Below are 17,982 nucleotides of genomic sequence, written 5' to 3' on the forward strand. Positions count from 1 at the left end.
CACCGTCCACGGCGCGGTCACTGAATAACGGCCGCCAGCCACCGGAATTTAGGGCGCGGCGAGCTGAAACCGCGTGAAACGCTTAATACGCGGTGCGGCGGATTCTCAGTCGGCGAGGCCGAATTCGCGCATAGCAGGCAGGAAATCGTGATTCAGTTCGCCCGTCCTGCGCGCGAGCTTGGCGAGCGCATAGCGTTGAAACCGGTCGAGTTCGCCCCAGCGCGAAAGACTCGGCGAACTCACGCCGGCCAGGCTGCTCTGCCGGATGACTGTTTCGGGGACGGCATCGGCGTGTGCCCAGACGGGGTCCGTATCGGGGGCGAACTTTTCGGGCACGGCGTTCGCATGCGTGCGCAGCATTTCGTCAACGGCGTGGTCGAAGTTCGGCTCGATCTCGCTGCCGTCTTCGACCGGAAAGCGCGCGAGCAACACGCGATCGTCGTAAGGCAGCATCTGCCATTGATCGAGCGATATCCGCAGACCAAAGCGATCGAGGTTGAATCGCACGGCAAGGGGAATGAAGCGCAAGTTCTCCGACGACTCGACTTCGAAGTTGAACAGGCGCGCAGCGTCGTAAAGTCCCATGACAGTTGCCTCGTTGGCGTGAAAGGCGCGCATCGGCATGCATCGCCGGCTTAAGTTATTGTAGGGCCTCGGACGACAACTATACCCACAGTCGCGGCGCTCGTGCATGCGCATTCGCACGGTGTTCATAACGACTCATTTTCGTTTCAGGCAGCAAACGTTATGCCCGTATTTGCGCGCCGGGCCTGGCACAAGGAATCATCAAAGTGAACGATCTCGACACGGACGATCAACCGGGTTTCATCGAGCGGCAAGTGCGCCGCCATCGCGCCGGTGACACGGCAATAGCAGCGGACAACGTCGGCCAGGAGTGGCCTGTCGCGCTCGTCTTCAACGGCATCTCGCACGCGGTCATGATGTGTACGCCGCGCGATCTCGAAGCGTTCGCCGTGGGCTTCTCGATCACGGAAGGCATCGTGGAGCGCGGCAGCGATATCCACGACATCGAGGTCTTCTTTCGCAACGACGGCCAAGCATTGCCGCATGCGGAAGTGCATCTGCAGGTGGTGCAACAGGCGTTCGTCGCGCTGAAGGACAAGCGGCGGGCGCTCGCCGGACGCACGGGCTGCGGCGTGTGCGGTATCGAAAGTATCGAGCTGCTCGACTTGCAGCCCGAACAGGTGCCCGATACCGGCTTCCTCGCGCGTCTCGCGGACGATGCCATCGCCCGCGCTTCCCGCGAGCTGCCCGCGCATCAGCAGTTGACGAAGCTGACCGGCGGCCTGCACGCGGCGGCATGGTGCGACGAAACCGGCGCGGTGCGCCACGCGTTCGAGGACGTCGGGCGGCACAACGCGCTCGACAAGCTCATCGGCCACCTGATCCTCGAACGTCAGGACACAACGCAAGGCTTCGTGTTCCTGTCGAGCCGCGCGAGCTATGAACTCGTGCGCAAGTCGGCGCGCGTCGGCGTGCCGATGGTCGTGACGATTTCCGCGCCGACTTCGCTTGCGATCTCCATCGCGAAGCAGGCGGGCTTGCGGCTCGTCAGCTTCGCGCGGGAGAGCAGCTTCGTCGAATACGACACGGAATGAAGTTCAATCGAAGCGGCTGAAGTCCGGCTTGCGCTTCTCGAAGAACGCCTGGAACGCCTCGCGCGCTTCCGGCGCCTTCAGCATCCTGGCGAAGTGCTCCGCTTCCTCGTCGATGCGCGCGGCAACTTCACGGGCGGCTGCGCTCTTCATCAGCGACTTGCTCACCCGCAGCGACGACGCAGGCAACGCCGCGAGCTTCTTCGCCTGCTTGAGCGCGAAGGCATCGACTTCTTCGGCGTCCATTGCGCGATTCACGAAGCCCATGCCGAGCGCTTCGTGCACATCGAACGCTTCGCCCAGCAGCAGCTTCTCCGCCGCGCGCTGATACCCCGCGACACGCGGCAGCAACAAGCTCGACGCCGCTTCCGGCACGAGCCCGAGCTGGACGAAAGGCAGCGAAAACTTCGCCGTCGATGCCGCGTAGACGAGGTCGCAATGCAGCAGCATCGTCGTGCCGACGCCGACCGCCGCGCCCGCCACCGCGGCCACCACGGGCTTGTGCGCCGTGCTGATGCGGCGCAGGAACTGGAGCACGGGCGCGTCGTGGTCCAATGAGGGCGCGTTCATGAAGTCTTCGAGATCGTTGCCCGCGGAAAACGTGCCGCCGTTGCCGCGGATCAGCACGGCGCGCACGGTGGCGTCCTTCTCGGCTTCGAAGAACGCGTCGGCCATTTCCTGGTACATCGCTGCCGTGATTGCGTTCTTCTTGTCGGGCCGGTTAAGCGCGATGGTCAGCACGCCGTCCGCTCGTTCGATGAGTATGTCCATCTCGTCTCCTATGTGAAAACGGTTCGCAAGCACCGAGGCTTGCGAACCGTCGTTTCGAGTGATGCCGCGTGCCCGCTTACAGCCGTTCGATGATGCCCGCCGCGCCCATGCCCGTGCCGACGCACATCGTCACCATGCCGTACTTCAGGTTGCGCCGGCGCAGGCCGTGCACGACCGTCGATGCGCGAATCGCACCCGTCGCGCCGAGCGGATGCCCGAGCGCGATCGCGCCGCCGAGCGGGTTGATCTTCGACGGATCGAGGCCGAGGTCCTGCGTCACCGCCAGCGCCTGCGCGGCGAACGCTTCGTTGAGTTCGATCCAGTCGATGTCGTCCTGCTTGAGGCCGGCGGCCTTCAGCGCAGCCGGAATTGCTTCCTTCGGACCGATGCCCATGATCTCCGGCGGCACGCCGCGCACCGCGAAGCTCACGAAGCGCGCGAGCGGCGTGAGGTTGAACTGCTTCAAGATCTTCTCCGACACGACGATCAGCGCGCCCGCGCCGTCGGAGGTCTGCGAGCTGTTGCCCGCCGTCACGGAACCCTTGTTCGCGAACACCGGGCGCAGCTTGGCGAGGCCTTCGAGCGTCGTGCCGGCGCGCGGACCTTCGTCCAGACGAATCTCGCGCGAATTCACGCGCACGTCGCCGGTCGCGAGATCGGGGAAGCGCTCGTTCAGCGTGAACGCCGCGATTTCATCGTCGAATTCGCCCGACTCTTGCGCCGCCAAAGCCTTTCGATGCGACTCCACCGCGAACGCATCCTGCGCCTCGCGGCTGATCTTCCAGCGCTCGGCCACGCGCTCGGCGGTCAGCCCCATGCCGTATGCGATGCCGACGTTCTCGTCGCGATCGAAGATATGTGGCGGCAGCGATGGCTTGTTGCCCATCATCGGCACCATGCTCATCGATTCGCAGCCGCCCGCGATCATCACATCCGACTCGCCGACGCGAATGCGGTCCGCCGCCATCGCGAGCGCCGTCACGCCCGACGCGCAGAAGCGGTTCACCGTCACGCCGCCGACCGAATTCGGCAAGCCAGCGAGCAACGCGCCGATGCGCGCGACGTTCAAGCCTTGCTCCGCTTCGGGAATCGCGCAGCCGATGATCGCGTCTTCGATCAGCTTCGTGTCCAGCCCCGGCACTTGCGCCACGGCTGAGCGAATCGCGTGGACGAGCAGTTCGTCCGGGCGCGTGTTCCTGAAAACGCCGCGCGGCGCCTTGCCGATCGGCGTGCGGCTCGCGGCGACGATGTATGCGTCCTGCAATTGTTTGCTCATATCCAGCTCCTGTGTGCGCTCAGTTGCGAACCGGCTTGCCGGTCTGCAACATGCCCATGATCCGTTCCTGCGTCTTCTGCGTGCCGAGCAAGTCGATGAACGCCTGACGTTCGAGCTTCAGCAGCCACTCTTCATCGACGAGGCTGCCCGCTTCGACATCGCCGCCGCACACCGCTTCGGCGATGCGGCTCGCGATCAGGAAATCGTGCTCGCTGATGAAGCGGCCGTCGCGCATGTTGACGAGCGACGCCTTGATGGTCGAGATCGCCGAGCGGCCCGCGACCGGCACCTGCTTCGCGCGGAGCGGCGGACGGTAGCCCGCGGCACTCAACGCACGCGCTTCCTTCTTCGCGATGTCGAGCAGTTCGTGCACGTTGAAGACGATCGTGTCCGACGGCTTCAGGTAACCCATCGCGCGGGCATCGAGCGCGGAGGCCGAGACCTTCGCCATCGCCGCGTTTTCGAACGGCTTTTGCAGGAATTTGAGGAGATCGCTGGTCGCGTTGACCGCGCTTGCCGCTTCCGCAGCACGCAGCGCGGCTTCCTTCAGCCCGCCGCCCGCCGGCACGAGACCGACGCCCACTTCCACCAGCCCGATGTAGCTTTCGATATGCGCGACGCGTTTAGCCGAATGCAGCACGAGTTCGCAGCCGCCGCCGAGCGCGATGCCCGACACCGCCGCCACGACCGGCACGTTCGCGTACTTCACGCGCAACATGCCCTGCTGGAACTTCTTCACGAACGGCTCGATGCCCTTCGCGCCGCCCATCATGAAGGCCGGCATCGCTTCTTCGAGATTCGCGCCCGCCGAGAATGCGCCGCCCGGATTGCCGAGCTTGAGCGAGGTCGGCTGCCAGATCACGACGCCCTTGTAGTCCTTCTCGGCGAGGTCGATCGCTTGCGTCAGGCCGTCGAGCACCGACGGTCCAATCGTGTTCATCTTGCTCTTGAACGACACGATCACGACGTCGTCCTCGCCCGCGCGGTCATCGACCCACGCGCGCACCGTATCCGTTTCAAACAGCGTCTTGCCGTAGGACTTCGGATCGGTGCCGGTTTCGCCCGCGAGCGGCGCGCGGAACACTTGTTTGCTGTAGACCGGCAGTCCGGAGCGCGGCACGAACTTGCGCGCCGCTGGCGACCACGAGCCTTCCGGCGTGTGCACGCCGCCCTTCTCGGCAACCGGACCGTCGAACACCCACGACGGCAGCGGCGCGTTCGAAAGCGCTTTCCCCGCGTCGATGTCTTCCTTCACCCACGTCGCGATCTGCTGCCAGCCGGCCGTTTGCCAGCCTTCGAACGGACCCTCGTTCCAGCCGAAGCCCCAGCGGATCGCGAGATCGACGTCGCGCGCGTTATCGGCGATCGATTCCAGATGCACGCCGATGTAGTGGAACACGTCGCGGAAGATCGCCCACAGGAACTGCGCCTGGGGATGCTCCGATTCGCGCAGGAGCTTCAGACGCTCGGCAGGCGGCCGCTTCAGAATCCGGCCGATGAGTTCGTCGGCCTTCGCGCCGCCATCGACATAGCCGCCCGACTTCGGATCGAGCACCTTGATCGCTTTACCTTCCTTCTTGTAGAAGCCCGCACCCGTCTTCTGGCCGAGCGCGCCCTGCTGTACGAGCGCGGCGAGCACGGCGGGCGTTTCGTAGACCGGGAAGAACGGATCGTCGGCGAGGTTGTCCTGCATCGTCTTGATGACGTGCGCCATCGTGTCGAGGCCGACCACGTCCGCCGTGCGGAACGTCGCGGACTTCGCGCGGCCCAGGCGCGCGCCGGTGAGGTCATCGACTTCGTCGAAGCGCAGGCCGAACTTCTGCGCCTCGGCGATCACCGCCAGAATCGAGAAGATGCCGACGCGATTCGCGATGAAATTCGGCGTGTCCTTCGCGCGCACGACGCCCTTTCCGACGACGCTCGTCAGAAATGTTTCAAGCTGATCGAGGATTTCCGGACGCGTCGATGCCGTCGGAATCAACTCGACGAGATGCATGTAGCGCGGCGGGTTGAAAAAATGCACGCCGCAGAAACGCGCCTTCAACTCGCCGGAGAATCCGTTCGACAGTTCCGTGATCGACAGCCCCGACGTGTTCGTCGCGAAAATCGCATGATCGGCGATGAACGGCGACACCTTCTTGTAGAGGTCGTGCTTCCAGTCCATGCGCTCGGCGATCGCTTCGATCACGAGATCGCATTCCTTCAGCTTCTCGATGTCGTCGTCGTAGTTCGCGGGCTCGATGTATTGCGCGTCGTCCTTCACGCCGAACGGCGCCGGCGACAGCTTCTTCAGGTTCTCGATCGCCTTGATCGCGATGCCGTTCTTCGGGCCTTCCTTCGCGGGCAGGTCGAACAGCAGGACCGGCACACGGGCGTTGACGAGGTGCGCGGCGATCTGCGCGCCCATCACGCCGGCGCCGAGCACGGCGACCTTGGCGATATTCAGGTTGCTCACGTTTTATCTCCGGGAGGTTTGATTCGATGCGCTTCGTGCGAAGCGACTTTAAGAGGCCGGCGCGCGCCGCTTTTTTTCTTGCAGACAAGCGGCGCACCCCTCGCGAAAAGACGCTTAGAACAGCGCTTCGTCGTAGTCCATCAGCGTCTTCGATCCGGCGCGCGCGGCGCGGATCGTCGATGCCGTTTCAGGCAGGAGCTTCGCGAAGTAGAAGCGCGCGGTCCCGAGCTTCGCCTTGTAGAACGGATCGCCTTCGGCTTGCTTGTCCAGCGCGACGCGCGCCATGCGCGCCCAGAAGTACGAGAACACGAGATGCCCGACGGTGCGCATGTACGGCACGGCGGCGGCGCCGACTTCGTCCGGGTTCTGCATCGCCTTCATGCCGATTTCCATCGTCAGCTTCTGGACCTTGTCGCCGATGTCCGCGAGCGGGTTGATGAACTCCTGCATCTCAGGCTTCACGCCCTCCTCTTCCACGAAATCCGACACGAGCTTGCCGAACTTCTTCAGCTTCGCGCCCATGTCGCCGAGAATCTTGCGGCCGAGCAGGTCGAGCGCCTGAATCGAGTTCGTGCCTTCGTAGATCATGTTGATGCGCGCGTCGCGCACGTACTGCTCCATGCCCCACTCGGCGATAAAGCCGTGGCCGCCGTAGATCTGCATGCCCATATTCGTGCCTTCGAACGCGTTGTCCGTCAGGAACGCCTTGATGACGGGCGTGAGCAGCGCGACGAAATCGGCGGAATCGCGGCGTACGGATTCGTCCGCGTGCGAGAGTTCCTTGTCGATGTTAAGCGCCGCCCAGTACGTGAACGCGCGGCCGGCTTCCGCATAGGCCTTCTGCGTGAGCAGCATGCGGCGCACGTCCGGATGCACGATGATCGGATCGGCTGCCTTTTCCGGCGCTTTCGGACCGGTCAGCGAGCGCATCTGCAGGCGCTCCTTCGCGTACACGAGCGAATTCTGATAAGCGACTTCGGTAAGCCCGAGGCCCTGCATGCCGACGCCGAGACGCGCCGCGTTCATCATCACGAACATCGCGTTGAGGCCCTTGTTCGCCTCGCCGACAAGCCAGCCCTTCGCGTTATCGAGATTGATCACGCAAGTGGAATTGCCGTGAATCCCCATCTTGTGTTCGATGGAACCGCACTTCACGCCGTTGCGCTCGCCGGGTTCGCCGGTATCGGTCGGGACGAATTTCGGCACGATGAAAAGCGAAATGCCCTTCGTGCCGATCGGCGCGCCCGGCAGGCGCGCGAGCACGAGATGGACGATGTTCTCGGTGAGATCGTGTTCGCCGCTGGAGATGAATATCTTCGTGCCGGAGATCGAATACGAACCGTCGCTGTTGGGCTCGGCTTTCGTGCGGAGGATGCCGAGGTCGGTGCCGCAATGCGGTTCGGTCAGGCACATCGTGCCGGTCCACACACCGGAAACCAGCTTCGGCAGATACACCGACTTCTGTTCCGGCGTGCCGTGCTCATGCAGGCATTCGTACGCGCCATGCGACAGGCCGGGGTACATCGCCCAGGCCTGGTTCGACGAGTTCAGCATCTCGTACATCGCGTTATTCACGAACGCGGGCAGGCCCTGGCCGCCGAATTCGGGATCGCAGCCGAGCGCCGGCCAGCCGGCTTCTACATACTGCCGGTACGCTTCCTTGAAGCCCGTCGGCGTGCGCACGACGCCGTCGCCTTCGTAGGTGCAGCCTTCGCGATCACCGATCTGGTTCAGCGGAAAAACGACTTCGGAGCAGAACTTGCCGGCTTCCTCGAGCACCTGATTGATGGTGTCGGCGTCGAGGTCGGCATGCTTCGGCATGTTCTTGAGTTCGGCTTCGACATTAAGCACTTCGTGCAATACGAATTGCATGTCACGCAGCGGCGCGGCGTACTGTCCCATGAGTTTCTCCAGATGTTCACTCTGATGCCGCGCGCCGCCGCCGAACTCGTTTGTCGTCGACGCCGCTAACGGCTGTTATCGCTTTGATACGAAACAATCGTTTTTTCCAGCGCGTCCCGCGTCAGTTGCACGGCTTCCGGCAAGTGCAGGAAACGTGCGTCGTGATGCAGGCCGAGCGTGAAGCTATACAGTTCGAAAAGCATCAGCGCCGGATCGGTCTCGGCCTTCAGATGCCCCTCGTCTTTCGCCTGACGAATCGCGCGAAGTAGCGCTTCGCGCCACATCGTCACGCTGTGCACGAGCTGTTCGCGCACCGCGCTCGCCGCGCGATCGTCGTATTCGACCGCGCCGCTGATGTAGATACAGCCCGTCGTCACTTCCTGAATGCGTCTTTCCATCCAGCGGTTCATCATCGAGCGCAGACGCGGCAGACCGCGCGCCTCGCGCAGGCTCGGGAAAAACACCTCGTCCTCGAAACGACGGTGGTACTCCCGCACGACTTCCACCTGCAAATCTTCGCGCGAACCGAAATGCGCGAAGACGCCGCTTTTGCTCATCTGCATCCGTTCGGCTAGTAGGCCGATGGTCAGGCCTTCGAGCCCATCGCGGCTTGCGAGGTCCAGTGCCGCATCAAGAATCGCGACCCGCGTCTGTTCGCCTTTTCGCATGATTTGCCTGCCGTTCTTATGTGACCGATTAAAAATCGAACGGCCGTACTATTATTGTAGGCGACCGTTCGCGAAACAAGCTAATTATTAGAAAGCCGTGTCTAACCGTCTCGCTGCCCGTCAATAGGAAAGCGCTGAGTAACACGCCGGCGCTCATTGTCCCTTTTTATTTTATGCCTGCCTCTCAGTGCCTGCCCGAGTTCCCAATTGGTGGGATTCAGTCGTATTGGCCGATTGTGAGCAGCTTCATCATCATTCGATAAGAGTTATAGGCCAGCCAGCTCAGCATGCGCTCGCCGATCGGGCGCGCAGCGTAGTGTTTTTCGTCGATGCGGCGGCCTTCGTCGAACGCGGCGAGGATGCCGTCGTGCAACCGGGCAATTTCCGGATGATTCACGAGCACCATGTTCGCCTCGTTGTTGAGCACGAGGCTCAGCGCATCGAGATTCGACGATCCGACCGTCCCCCAGTCAGCATCGACGACGGCGACCTTGCCGTGAAGCATCGTTTTCTCGTATTCCGCAATCCGCACGCCGTGTTTGAGGAGGTTCGCGTAGAGAAACGGCGTTGCGTGGTCGAGCGCGACGAACTCCTTGCGGCCGATCACGAGACTCACGCGCACGCCGCGTTGCGCCGCCTGCACGAGCGCGCGGCGGAGCTTGCGGCCCGGCATGAAGTAGGGATTCGCGAGCAGGACTTCGTGCTCGGCGTGTGCAATCGCGCGCAGGTACGCCTTTTCGATCGCCCGACGGTTCAGCAGATTGTCGCGGGCGACGAACGCGACGCACGGCTGATCGACGGCGTGGATCTCGCCAAGACGCGCGCGGCGTTTTGCGCGAATTGCGCGCCACGTGGCGCCGCGCGGCACTCTATGCGAGCCCGTGTCGGCAGTTTCCTGCTGCTCGCAGCTTGGCTGGCGCGGCTGCGTCGGCTTGACGCCCAGGCGAATCCGCAGCCATTGCATATTGAAAGCTTCATGCACATCGGCGACGACCGGCCCCTTCACTTCGACCGCGAAATCCCAGCGCGCGAATTCGAGACGCGCGCCGTCCTGATCGAAATCGTCGACGATATTGATGCCGCCGCAAAACGCAACCGTATCGTCGATTACGGCGAGCTTGCGATGCGTGCGCGAAAACCCGAGCGGCCCGAACAGATGCGGGTTGTAGATCCGGTGCTCGACGTTCGCGTGCTCCCACTCGGTGAACATCGGCAGGTTCTTCTGCGTGCCGATGCCGTCCGTGATCACGCGCACGCGCACGCCGCGAACGGACGCGCGCACGAGCGCTTCGGAAACCGCGCGGCCAGTGTCGTCGTTGGCGAAGATGTAGGTTTCGAGCGTGATGTCGTGACGAGCGTTATCGATGCGTTCGAGCAGCGCCGGAAACAACTCGACGCCCGACTTGAGCAGCCGCACCTCGTTGCCGACGGTGAAGCACAGACGCGGCGGACGTCGCCCGGAGAACAATGCGGCCCGCAAGCGCGCGAATCGGCGCCGCTGACCGATCATCGATTGTGCTCCGCGCGCCGCTCGGGCAACTGCAGGATCGCCTCACGATTCGACGAGGAGAAGCAACGGTCGGCGGCCTCGCGAAACGGCAGCCACACATGCGATGTGTGCTCGCGCGGCGCGAGCGTCACTTCGAGGCAATGCGGCACGAGCAGGCTGAACTGATGCTCGGTGTTGCGCGTGACGCCCTCGGCGTAGCGGTAACGCCACTCGGGATAGATGCTGTATTCGATGCTGTGATGCCAGTCGAGCAGGCAATGCTCGGGCACGAGTTCACTGCCGATGACGATGCCCGTCTCCTCGGCGACTTCGCGCGCGGCGGTCTCGGTGAGCGGTTCATCGGCATGATCTTTGGAACCCGTCACCGATTGCCAATACCCTTTGTGATCGGCACGCTCGATGATCAGCACGTCGAGCTCCGGCGTATGGATGACGACGAGGACGGATTCGGGGATTTTCGGCGGCTTGGGCATGGCGGCGGCGCGCTCATCTTTTGAATACGGCCAACGACTTTAACCCAAAAAACGAAAAAGGCGCACTCGGCGCCCTTTTCGTACGACTTGCTTACTTCAACTTCACTGCACCTTCGGCTCCGGCTGACGCAAGCGGATGTGCAATTCGCGCAACTGACGCTCGTCGACTTCGCTCGGCGCCTGCGTGAGCAGACACTGCGCGCGCTGCGTTTTCGGGAACGCGATCACGTCGCGGATCGAATCGGCGCCGGCCATCATCGTGACGATGCGGTCGAGACCGAACGCAATACCGCCGTGCGGCGGCGCGCCGTACTGCAGCGCGTCGAGCAGGAAGCCGAACTTCGCGCGCGCTTCTTCCGCGCCGATCTTGAGCGCGCGGAACACCTTGCTCTGCACGTCTTCCTGGAAAATCCGCACCGATCCGCCACCGATTTCCCAGCCGTTCAGGACCATGTCGTACGCCTTCGCGAGACAACGGCCCGGATCGGTTTCGAGATATTCGAGATGCTCATCCTTCGGGCTCGTGAACGGGTGGTGCGCCGCCACGTAGCGGTTTTCTTCCTCGTCGTACTCGAACATCGGGAAGTCGGTCACCCACAGCGGCTTCCAACCCGGCTCGAACAGATTGTTCGCGCGGCCGAATTCCGAGTGCCCGATCTTCAGACGCAACGCGCCGAGGCTGTCGTTCACAACCTTTGCGCGGTCGGCGGCGAAGAACACGATGTCGCCGTTCTGCGCGCCGGTGCGCTCGAGGATTGCCGCGATCGACGCGTCGTGCAGGTTCTTGACGATCGGGCTTTGCAGGCCGTCACGGCCTTTCGACACGTCGTTGACCTTGATCCACGCGAGGCCCTTCGCGCCGTAGATGCGCACGAATTCCGTGTATCCATCGATGTCGCCGCGCGACAGCTCACTGCCCTTCGGCACGCGCAACGCCGCGACGCGGCCGTCCTTCGAGTTCGCCGGCGTGCTGAACACCTTGAAATCAACGTCGCGCACAGCGTCCGTCAAGTCGGCGAATTCGAGTTTCACGCGCAGGTCGGGCTTGTCCGAGCCAAAACGGCGCATCGCTTCCGAGTACAGCATTACCGGGAATTTCTCGGCGAGCGACACGTTCATGGTTTCCTTGAAAACGTGACGGATCATCGCTTCGAACAGATCGCGGATTTCCTGTTCGTTCAGGAACGACGTTTCGCAGTCGATCTGCGTAAATTCCGGCTGACGGTCGGCGCGCAGGTCTTCGTCGCGGAAGCACTTGACGATCTGGTAGTAACGATCGAAGTTCGCGACCATCAGAAGCTGCTTGAACAACTGCGGCGACTGCGGCAACGCGAAGAACTGGCCGGCGTTCACACGCGACGGCACGAGGTAATCGCGCGCGCCTTCCGGCGTGCTCTTGGTGAGCATCGGCGTTTCGATGTCGATGAAACCCTGCGCGTCCAGATACTTGCGCACTTCCATCGCGACGCGATAGCGCAGACGCAGGTTCTGCTGCATCTGAGGGCGGCGCAGGTCGAGCACGCGATGCGTGAGTCGCGTGGTTTCGGAGAGGTTGTCGTCGTCGAGCTGGAACGGCGGCGTGACCGATGCGTTCAGCACGGTCAGTTCGTGGCACAGCACTTCGATCTTGCCGCTCGTGAGGCCCGCGTTCGCCGTGCCTTCCGGACGGCTGCGCACGACGCCTTTCACCTGCACGCAAAACTCGTTGCGCACGCCTTCGGCGACCTTGAACATGTCAGCGCGATCCGGATCGCAGACGACCTGGACAAGCCCTTCGCGATCGCGCAGGTCGATGAAGATAACGCCGCCGTGATCGCGGCGGCGGTGTACCCAGCCGCACAGCGAGACGTTTTGGCCCAGCAGGGCTTCGGTCACCAGACCGCAGTATTCAGATCGCATCAACATGGTGTTGTGTCTATCGTTGTTTCATTAATCAACGGCACGCGCGCGAAATGGCAGATCTTCGCAACGCGTGCCGGCATTACAGCGGCGGCTCGGTGGGGCGGCGCGCGGGGGCCACCGGCGCAGGCGGCGCGTTCGGCGCCACCACACCCATCGAGACGATGTACTTCAGGGCGGCATCGACGGACATGTCGAGCTCGATCACTTCGCTTTTCGGCATCATCAGGAAGAAGCCCGACGTGGGATTCGGCGTGGTCGGCACGTAGACGCTCACGTGCTCTTCCTTCAGGTGGTTGAGCACGTCACCGCCGGGAATGCCGGTCAAAAAACCGATGGTGTACGAACCCTTTCTCGGATATTCGATCAGGAGCGCCTTGCGAAAGGCGTTGCCGCTGCTCGAGAGCAGCGTGTCCGATACCTGCTTCACGCTCGTATAAAGCGGGCCGACGACCGGGATATGGCGCACGACTACGTCCCACCAACCGACGAGCTTCTGCCCGATGAAGTTCTGCGTCAGCAACCCGACGATGAAGATGAACGCCAGCGTCAGCACCGCGCCCAGGCCCGGCAGATGGAAGCCGAACGCCCGCTCGGGCTGCCACGACAACGGCAGCAGCAAGAGCGTCTGATCCATGGTCCCGATTACGAGCCCCAGCACCCACAAGGTGATGGCGAGCGGCACCAGCACGAGCAGGCCGGTGAGGAACACGGATTTCAACGTAGTCTTTTTGGTCGTCATTTACACAGCCGGAAGGCCGCCCCGGCTTTCGAAGCGCGGTTTGGCAGGGTTGCCGCCCGTGCCTTGGCATGAGCGGTCGTCTTCTTGCGTGCGATCGGACAGATCGGATTCGGCGGGTCGTGCGCGTTTGCAACGTTACGCGTTGCCGGACGATGGCGTGCTCGCGGGAGCCGCAGTCGTGCTGGCGGCTGGAGTCGACTTCACATCCGCCTTGGACGCCTCGGCCGGTGCGCTCGCTGTGTCCGGCTTTGAAGCGGCTTCGTCGGGCTTGGACGTCTCGGCCGCGGCCGGCTTGCCGCCAGTATTTCCGCCGCGGAAGTCCGTAACGTACCAGCCGGAGCCTTTCAGTTGAAAGCCGGCGGCGGTCACCTGCTTGGCGAACGTTTCCTTCCCGCACTCGGGACACTGGGTAAGCGGCGCGTCGCTCAGCTTCCGGAGCACGTCTTTTCCGAAGCCGCAGGACTCGCAGCGGTACGCGTAGATCGGCATGGCACTCTTCCTACAATTATCTGTCGACGCTTGCAAAGCCTTGAATTATAGCCGCAAACCATTTCCGGCCCGCGATTTTCGGGTCGATGGCCCCAGCGGGCGAACTCCTAAATGAGGGCCGTTAGCGCGCAATTCAAGGCAACAATTCAGGCGCGTCGGCGCCAGGTCAGCCAATGTTCGCGCCCCGCGAAGACGGGGATCGAATCGGTCACCGCGTGTTCGTCGATCAATTCGAAGTGCGGGGTCAGAAAGGCGTCGAGCGCGTCGCGTTCGATTCCGAACGGCGGGCCTTTCGGAGTCGCGCCGAGGAAGAAGAAACCAGCGAGGAGCGCCCCGGGGCGCAGAAGCGCAGCCATACGCGCGGCGTAGTCCGGCCAGCGATCCGGCGGCAACGCGCAGAAAAACGCACGCTCGTAGATCCAGTCGATGGCGAACGGTGGCTCGTAAGTGAAGAAATCCGCCTGTTCGACGATATTTGCCTGCGCGCCGAGTTCCACCCGCGCCACCGCCACCGCGCTCGGCGAAAAATCGATCGCGCGGACCGGCCAGCCGGCGTTCGCAAGCCAAAGCGCTTCATACGCGCTGCCGCAGCCCGGGATCAGCACGTTGCGCGGCGTGAGTGCCGCTGCGAACGCGCGGAACGCTTCGGGCACGCCCGCCTGGTCCCAGGGCGTGAACTGGTGATCGAAGCGCTCGTCCCAGAAATCGGGCGAGTTGGGATCGCGGGATTCAAACGACGGCGTCGACGGATCACTCATCTCGTTCACCCGCCGTACGCGACCGTCAGCCAGACCTGCGCGATCAGCACGCCCGCCCCCACCGCCAGTCCGAAAATGAGCAGCGCCTGAAGCAGTCGGTTCGTCTTCTTTTGCTCGACGAGGATCATCCGCATCAGATCGTCGTTGCCGGGACGCGGCAGATCGTGGCGTTCGGCGAGAAGGTGATGAATCAGCCGCGGCATCTGCGGCAGGGTCTTGCTCCACTGCGGCGCTTCCATCTGAAGACGCTCGAACCAGCCGCGCCAGCCGATCTGCTCGTTCATCCAGCGTTCCAGATACGGCTTCGCGGTCTTCCACAGATCGAGTTCCGGATCGAGCGAGCGGCCGAGCCCTTCCACATTCAGCATCGTCTTTTGCAGCAGCACGAGTTGTGGCTGGATTTCGACGTTGAAGCGGCGCGACGTCGAAAAGAGCCGCAGCAGCACTTGTCCAAGCGAAATATCCTTCAACGCGCGATCGAAATACGGTTCGCAGACAGCGCGTATCGCGCTCTCCAGTTCCTCGACGCGAGTATTCGACGGCACCCATCCCGATTCCAGGTGAAGCGTCGCGACCCGGTGATAGTCGCGCTTGAAGAACGCGAGGAAGTTCTGCGCCAGATAATTCTTATCGAAGTCCGACAACGCGCCGACAATTCCGAAGTCAAGCGCGATATAGCGGCCGAAATGCGCCGGATCGAGGCTTACCTGAATGTTGCCCGGGTGCATGTCGGCGTGGAAGAAACCGTCGCGAAACACCTGCGTAAAGAAAATTTCAACGCCTTCGCGCGCCAGCTTCGGAATATCCACGCCGGCGCCGCGCAGCGTTTCGATCTGACTGATCGGCACGCCGATCATCCGTTCCATGACGAGCACTGTCGGCGCGGAAAAATCCCAGTACATCTCGGGCACGAGCAGCAGGTCGAGGCCCGCGAAGTTGCGGCGCAACTGGCTGCCATTCGCCGCCTCGCGCATCAGGTCGAGCTCGTCGTGCAGATACTTGTCGAATTCCGCGACGACTTCGCGCGGCTTCAGGCGCCGGCCGTCCGCCCACAGACGCTCGGCCCAGATCGCGATATCGCGCAGGAGCGCCAGGTCCGAATCGATGACGGGCAGCATGCCGGGCCGCAGCACCTTCACCGCGACGTCCTTGCCGGCGTGCACGCCGGTACGAATTTTCGCGAAGTGAACCTGCGCGATCGATGCGCTCGCCACCGGAACGCGCTCGAAATCATCGAAAAGGACGTCGATCGGCGCGCCCAGCGACTTCTCGACGATTTCCACAGCCAGCGCCGAATCGAACGGTGGCACCTGGTCTTGCAGCTTCGCGAGTTCGTCGGCGATATCGACGGGTAGCAAGTCGCGCCGCGTCGACAGCACCTGCCCGAACTTCACGAAAATCGGCCCGAGGCTTTCCAGCGCGAGACGCAGCCGAATGCCGCGCGGAATCTCGAACTTGCGGCCAAACGTGGTGATGCGCATCAGGAAGCGCACGCGCCGATCGTCGATGCCGCTCAGCACCAGTTCGTCGAGTCCGAAGCGAACAATCGTGAAGAATATTTTCAGGAAACGCAGAAAACGCATGGTTCAGCCCATTACTTGCGCATGCCGCGCGGGAGTGCGGCGGCGCCGGGCGCGAGCGCGCCACGGGCTTCGGCTGTTTGTTCGACTCGCTCGACGCGTTTTTCCACGCGCGCGAGCGCATCGCGGACGCGCGACAGTTCTGTGTTGAATGCGTCGAGCGCGCTGCGTCGCACCAACTGCGGCTTTTCATCGAGCAGATATTCGGCGACGGAATCGAGCAGATTGCGCCCCGTCCGCAGCGCCTGCTCGTGCACCGTGCGCGCGACCGCGCCGATCCGGTGGGCGGGCGCATCGCCGATCAGCCGCGACAGGTCTTCTTCCGGCTCCCAGCGCAAATGCTCGGCAAGTTTCGCGATGGTCGTGGCGAATTCCGCGTCGCCTTCGATCCTGACGTGCTTCATCACCGCCGCCTGACCGCCTTGCAGAAAGGCCGGCAGCGCGTCGGGCGGCACGGATATGGTGACGTCGAATTGCCCGGCCTCCGTTTCGTCGATGGCGGCGATCAGTCCGTCCGGCTGCACGACGAGCGAGAGCGCGAACGGCGCGCAAACGAGCCGGGCGGTCCTGCCGGCGTAGGGCTTGAAGCGCTCGCGGGCCCAGGACTCACGAGCGAGCAGATGATTCACGGCGGCCGCGAACGCTTTCGACGCGGTCTTGACGGCGGGACTTGCAACAGTTCGGGCGGATTCGTCTGCGTTCGTCATCGGCTGTGAGATGAAAAAACCCGCGCAAGCGGTGGCTTGCGCGGGTTTCTATTCTACCTTCGCAACCGGCCTCGCCGCCGGCCGGTCTCGCCGGCCTGGCCATTCGGCCGATGCGCAGGATCAGGCTTTAGTTCACCTGCTGGATGCCGGCGAGAAGCCAGCCTTCGTTGCCCGTCTTCTGCTTCGACAGGTTCCAGATCTCGACGAAGGGTTCCGCCGCCGCCCCTTCCGACTCGCGGATCAGGCCGTGGAAGCGCACGCTCGCCAGATACTCGGACGTGCGATCCTCGACGCCCAGGATATCGGCGTTGAGTTGCACGACGTCGGTGCGATTCGGCTGGCTGCCGCGCGCGTCGATGTCGGTTTTCACTTCGGCGAACATTTCGGGCGTCGTAAATTCACGGATGTCGTTCGTGTTGCCGCGATCCCACGCGTCCTGCAGACGCACGAAGTAGACCTTCGCGTTACGGATGAAGGCGTCGGTATCGAAACCGGCCGGCACGACTGGTTGCGGCGCAACATCCTGCGTGCTTGCAGCGTTTTGCGGCAGATAACCACCCGAGGTCGGCGCTGTATAAGCCGGCTCCTGATTCAGCCCCGTGCGAGCCGTGCCGCCGAACGGCGACGCGCCCGCGCCCGCATTCGCGTACGCCGGCTGATTGGCAGCCGCGCGCTTCCTCATGATGAAGCGGAACAGCATAACGGCGGCCAGCACGATCAAACCGATGATGATCATGTTCGCCATCGCGCCGGCGAACGCTTCGCCAAGGCCGAAGTGCGACAGGAGCGCCGCGATGCCGAGACCAGCGGCCAGACCGGCGATCGGCCCGAGCCAGCGATTGCGCGCGGGTTGCGCCGCGGCGGCGGCTGCGGGCGCCGGCTGGGCGCGCTGAGCCTGCGCGGCCTGACCTTGCTGCATCGATTGGGAAGGCGGCGTCGCCTGGTTCTGCTGAGTCGCCGTGGCTGACTGACGGCCCATGCTGCGGCCGCCGCCCATGCGTTTTGCTTCTGCGTCTTCAGCAATGATGGCGCCGGCCATGATTACGCCAGCCAGCGCCAGGAGCCCGGCTTTCCTGAAAATCGACTTCAGGAAACCCCGAGACTGGGGTGAGCGCGAATCGGACATTTCGAATCCT

The 17,982-nt window shown here is 63.3% G+C and carries 16 protein-coding genes; 1 reads left to right on the forward strand and 15 read right to left on the reverse strand.

The window, feature by feature from the left end:
• Positions 1-105 precede the first annotated feature (105 nt).
• Entirely contained in the window at positions 106-585 is a 480-nt protein-coding gene (locus tag AWB65_RS01925) for a nitrate reductase associated protein (protein ID WP_087665509.1), read from the reverse strand.
• Positions 586-791: 206 nt separating this feature from the next.
• Here AWB65_RS01925 and fdhD point away from each other — a divergent pair, with 206 nt between their 5' ends.
• On the forward strand, positions 792-1,619 hold the full coding sequence (fdhD, locus tag AWB65_RS01930; protein ID WP_087665510.1) for a formate dehydrogenase accessory sulfurtransferase FdhD: 828 nt from the start codon (positions 792-794) through the stop codon (positions 1,617-1,619).
• Positions 1,620-1,622: 3 nt separating this feature from the next.
• On the opposite strand, the gene AWB65_RS01935 is transcribed toward fdhD, so the two are convergent.
• From AWB65_RS01935 to AWB65_RS02000, 14 genes are all read right to left on the reverse strand, one after another.
• The gene (locus AWB65_RS01935; RefSeq protein ID WP_087665511.1) at positions 1,623-2,387 is read right to left on the reverse strand and encodes an enoyl-CoA hydratase; all 765 of its coding nucleotides are present in this window, start codon (positions 2,385-2,387) and stop codon (positions 1,623-1,625) included.
• A 76-nt stretch (positions 2,388-2,463) separates the two neighbouring features.
• Positions 2,464-3,663 carry an acetyl-CoA C-acyltransferase gene (locus AWB65_RS01940; protein ID WP_087665512.1) on the reverse strand — a complete coding sequence of 400 codons (1,200 nt, stop codon included), beginning with the start codon at positions 3,661-3,663 and terminating at the stop codon, positions 2,464-2,466.
• 19 nt (positions 3,664-3,682) lie between these two features.
• Positions 3,683-6,118 carry a 3-hydroxyacyl-CoA dehydrogenase/enoyl-CoA hydratase family protein gene (locus AWB65_RS01945; RefSeq protein ID WP_087665513.1) on the reverse strand — a complete coding sequence of 812 codons (2,436 nt, stop codon included), beginning with the start codon at positions 6,116-6,118 and terminating at the stop codon, positions 3,683-3,685.
• A gap of 114 nt (positions 6,119-6,232) precedes the next feature.
• Positions 6,233-8,020 carry an acyl-CoA dehydrogenase C-terminal domain-containing protein gene (locus AWB65_RS01950; protein ID WP_087665514.1) on the reverse strand — a complete coding sequence of 596 codons (1,788 nt, stop codon included), beginning with the start codon at positions 8,018-8,020 and terminating at the stop codon, positions 6,233-6,235.
• A 65-nt stretch (positions 8,021-8,085) separates the two neighbouring features.
• Positions 8,086-8,688, reverse strand: coding sequence for a TetR/AcrR family transcriptional regulator (locus AWB65_RS01955; protein WP_087665515.1), 603 nt, complete (start codon positions 8,686-8,688; stop codon positions 8,086-8,088).
• A 217-nt stretch (positions 8,689-8,905) separates the two neighbouring features.
• Positions 8,906-10,198 carry a phospholipase D-like domain-containing protein gene (locus AWB65_RS01960; protein WP_087665516.1) on the reverse strand — a complete coding sequence of 431 codons (1,293 nt, stop codon included), beginning with the start codon at positions 10,196-10,198 and terminating at the stop codon, positions 8,906-8,908.
• On the reverse strand, positions 10,195-10,671 hold the full coding sequence (gene nudB, locus AWB65_RS01965; protein ID WP_087665517.1) for a dihydroneopterin triphosphate diphosphatase: 477 nt from the start codon (positions 10,669-10,671) through the stop codon (positions 10,195-10,197). The genes AWB65_RS01960 and nudB overlap by 4 nt, the downstream gene beginning before the upstream one ends.
• A 102-nt stretch (positions 10,672-10,773) precedes the next feature.
• The gene (gene aspS, locus AWB65_RS01970) at positions 10,774-12,576 is read right to left on the reverse strand and encodes an aspartate--tRNA ligase (RefSeq protein WP_087665518.1); all 1,803 of its coding nucleotides are present in this window, start codon (positions 12,574-12,576) and stop codon (positions 10,774-10,776) included.
• Between the two features lie 76 nt (positions 12,577-12,652).
• Complete coding sequence (locus AWB65_RS01975) at positions 12,653-13,312, reverse strand: DUF502 domain-containing protein (protein ID WP_087665519.1); 660 nt, start codon at positions 13,310-13,312, stop codon at positions 12,653-12,655.
• A gap of 135 nt (positions 13,313-13,447) precedes the next feature.
• Entirely contained in the window at positions 13,448-13,801 is a 354-nt protein-coding gene (locus AWB65_RS01980) for an FmdB family zinc ribbon protein (RefSeq protein WP_087665520.1), read from the reverse strand.
• A 146-nt stretch (positions 13,802-13,947) separates the two neighbouring features.
• Positions 13,948-14,559, reverse strand: a complete 612-nt coding sequence (locus AWB65_RS01985; RefSeq protein WP_087665521.1) for a methyltransferase domain-containing protein — start codon at positions 14,557-14,559, stop codon at positions 13,948-13,950.
• Positions 14,560-14,564: 5 nt separating this feature from the next.
• Complete coding sequence (gene ubiB, locus AWB65_RS01990) at positions 14,565-16,142, reverse strand: ubiquinone biosynthesis regulatory protein kinase UbiB (protein WP_087665522.1); 1,578 nt, start codon at positions 16,140-16,142, stop codon at positions 14,565-14,567.
• A gap of 11 nt (positions 16,143-16,153) precedes the next feature.
• Positions 16,154-16,846, reverse strand: coding sequence for a ubiquinone biosynthesis accessory factor UbiJ (locus tag AWB65_RS01995; protein ID WP_087665523.1), 693 nt, complete (start codon positions 16,844-16,846; stop codon positions 16,154-16,156).
• Between the two features lie 127 nt (positions 16,847-16,973).
• A complete protein-coding gene (locus AWB65_RS02000; RefSeq protein WP_087665524.1) occupies positions 16,974-17,972 on the reverse strand; it encodes a Tim44 domain-containing protein in 999 nt (332 codons plus the stop codon).
• Between the last annotated feature and the right edge of the window lie 10 nt (positions 17,973-17,982).

It is taken from the genome of Caballeronia humi (assembly GCF_001544475.1).
Taxonomy (GTDB): Bacteria; Pseudomonadota; Gammaproteobacteria; order Burkholderiales; family Burkholderiaceae; genus Caballeronia; species Caballeronia humi.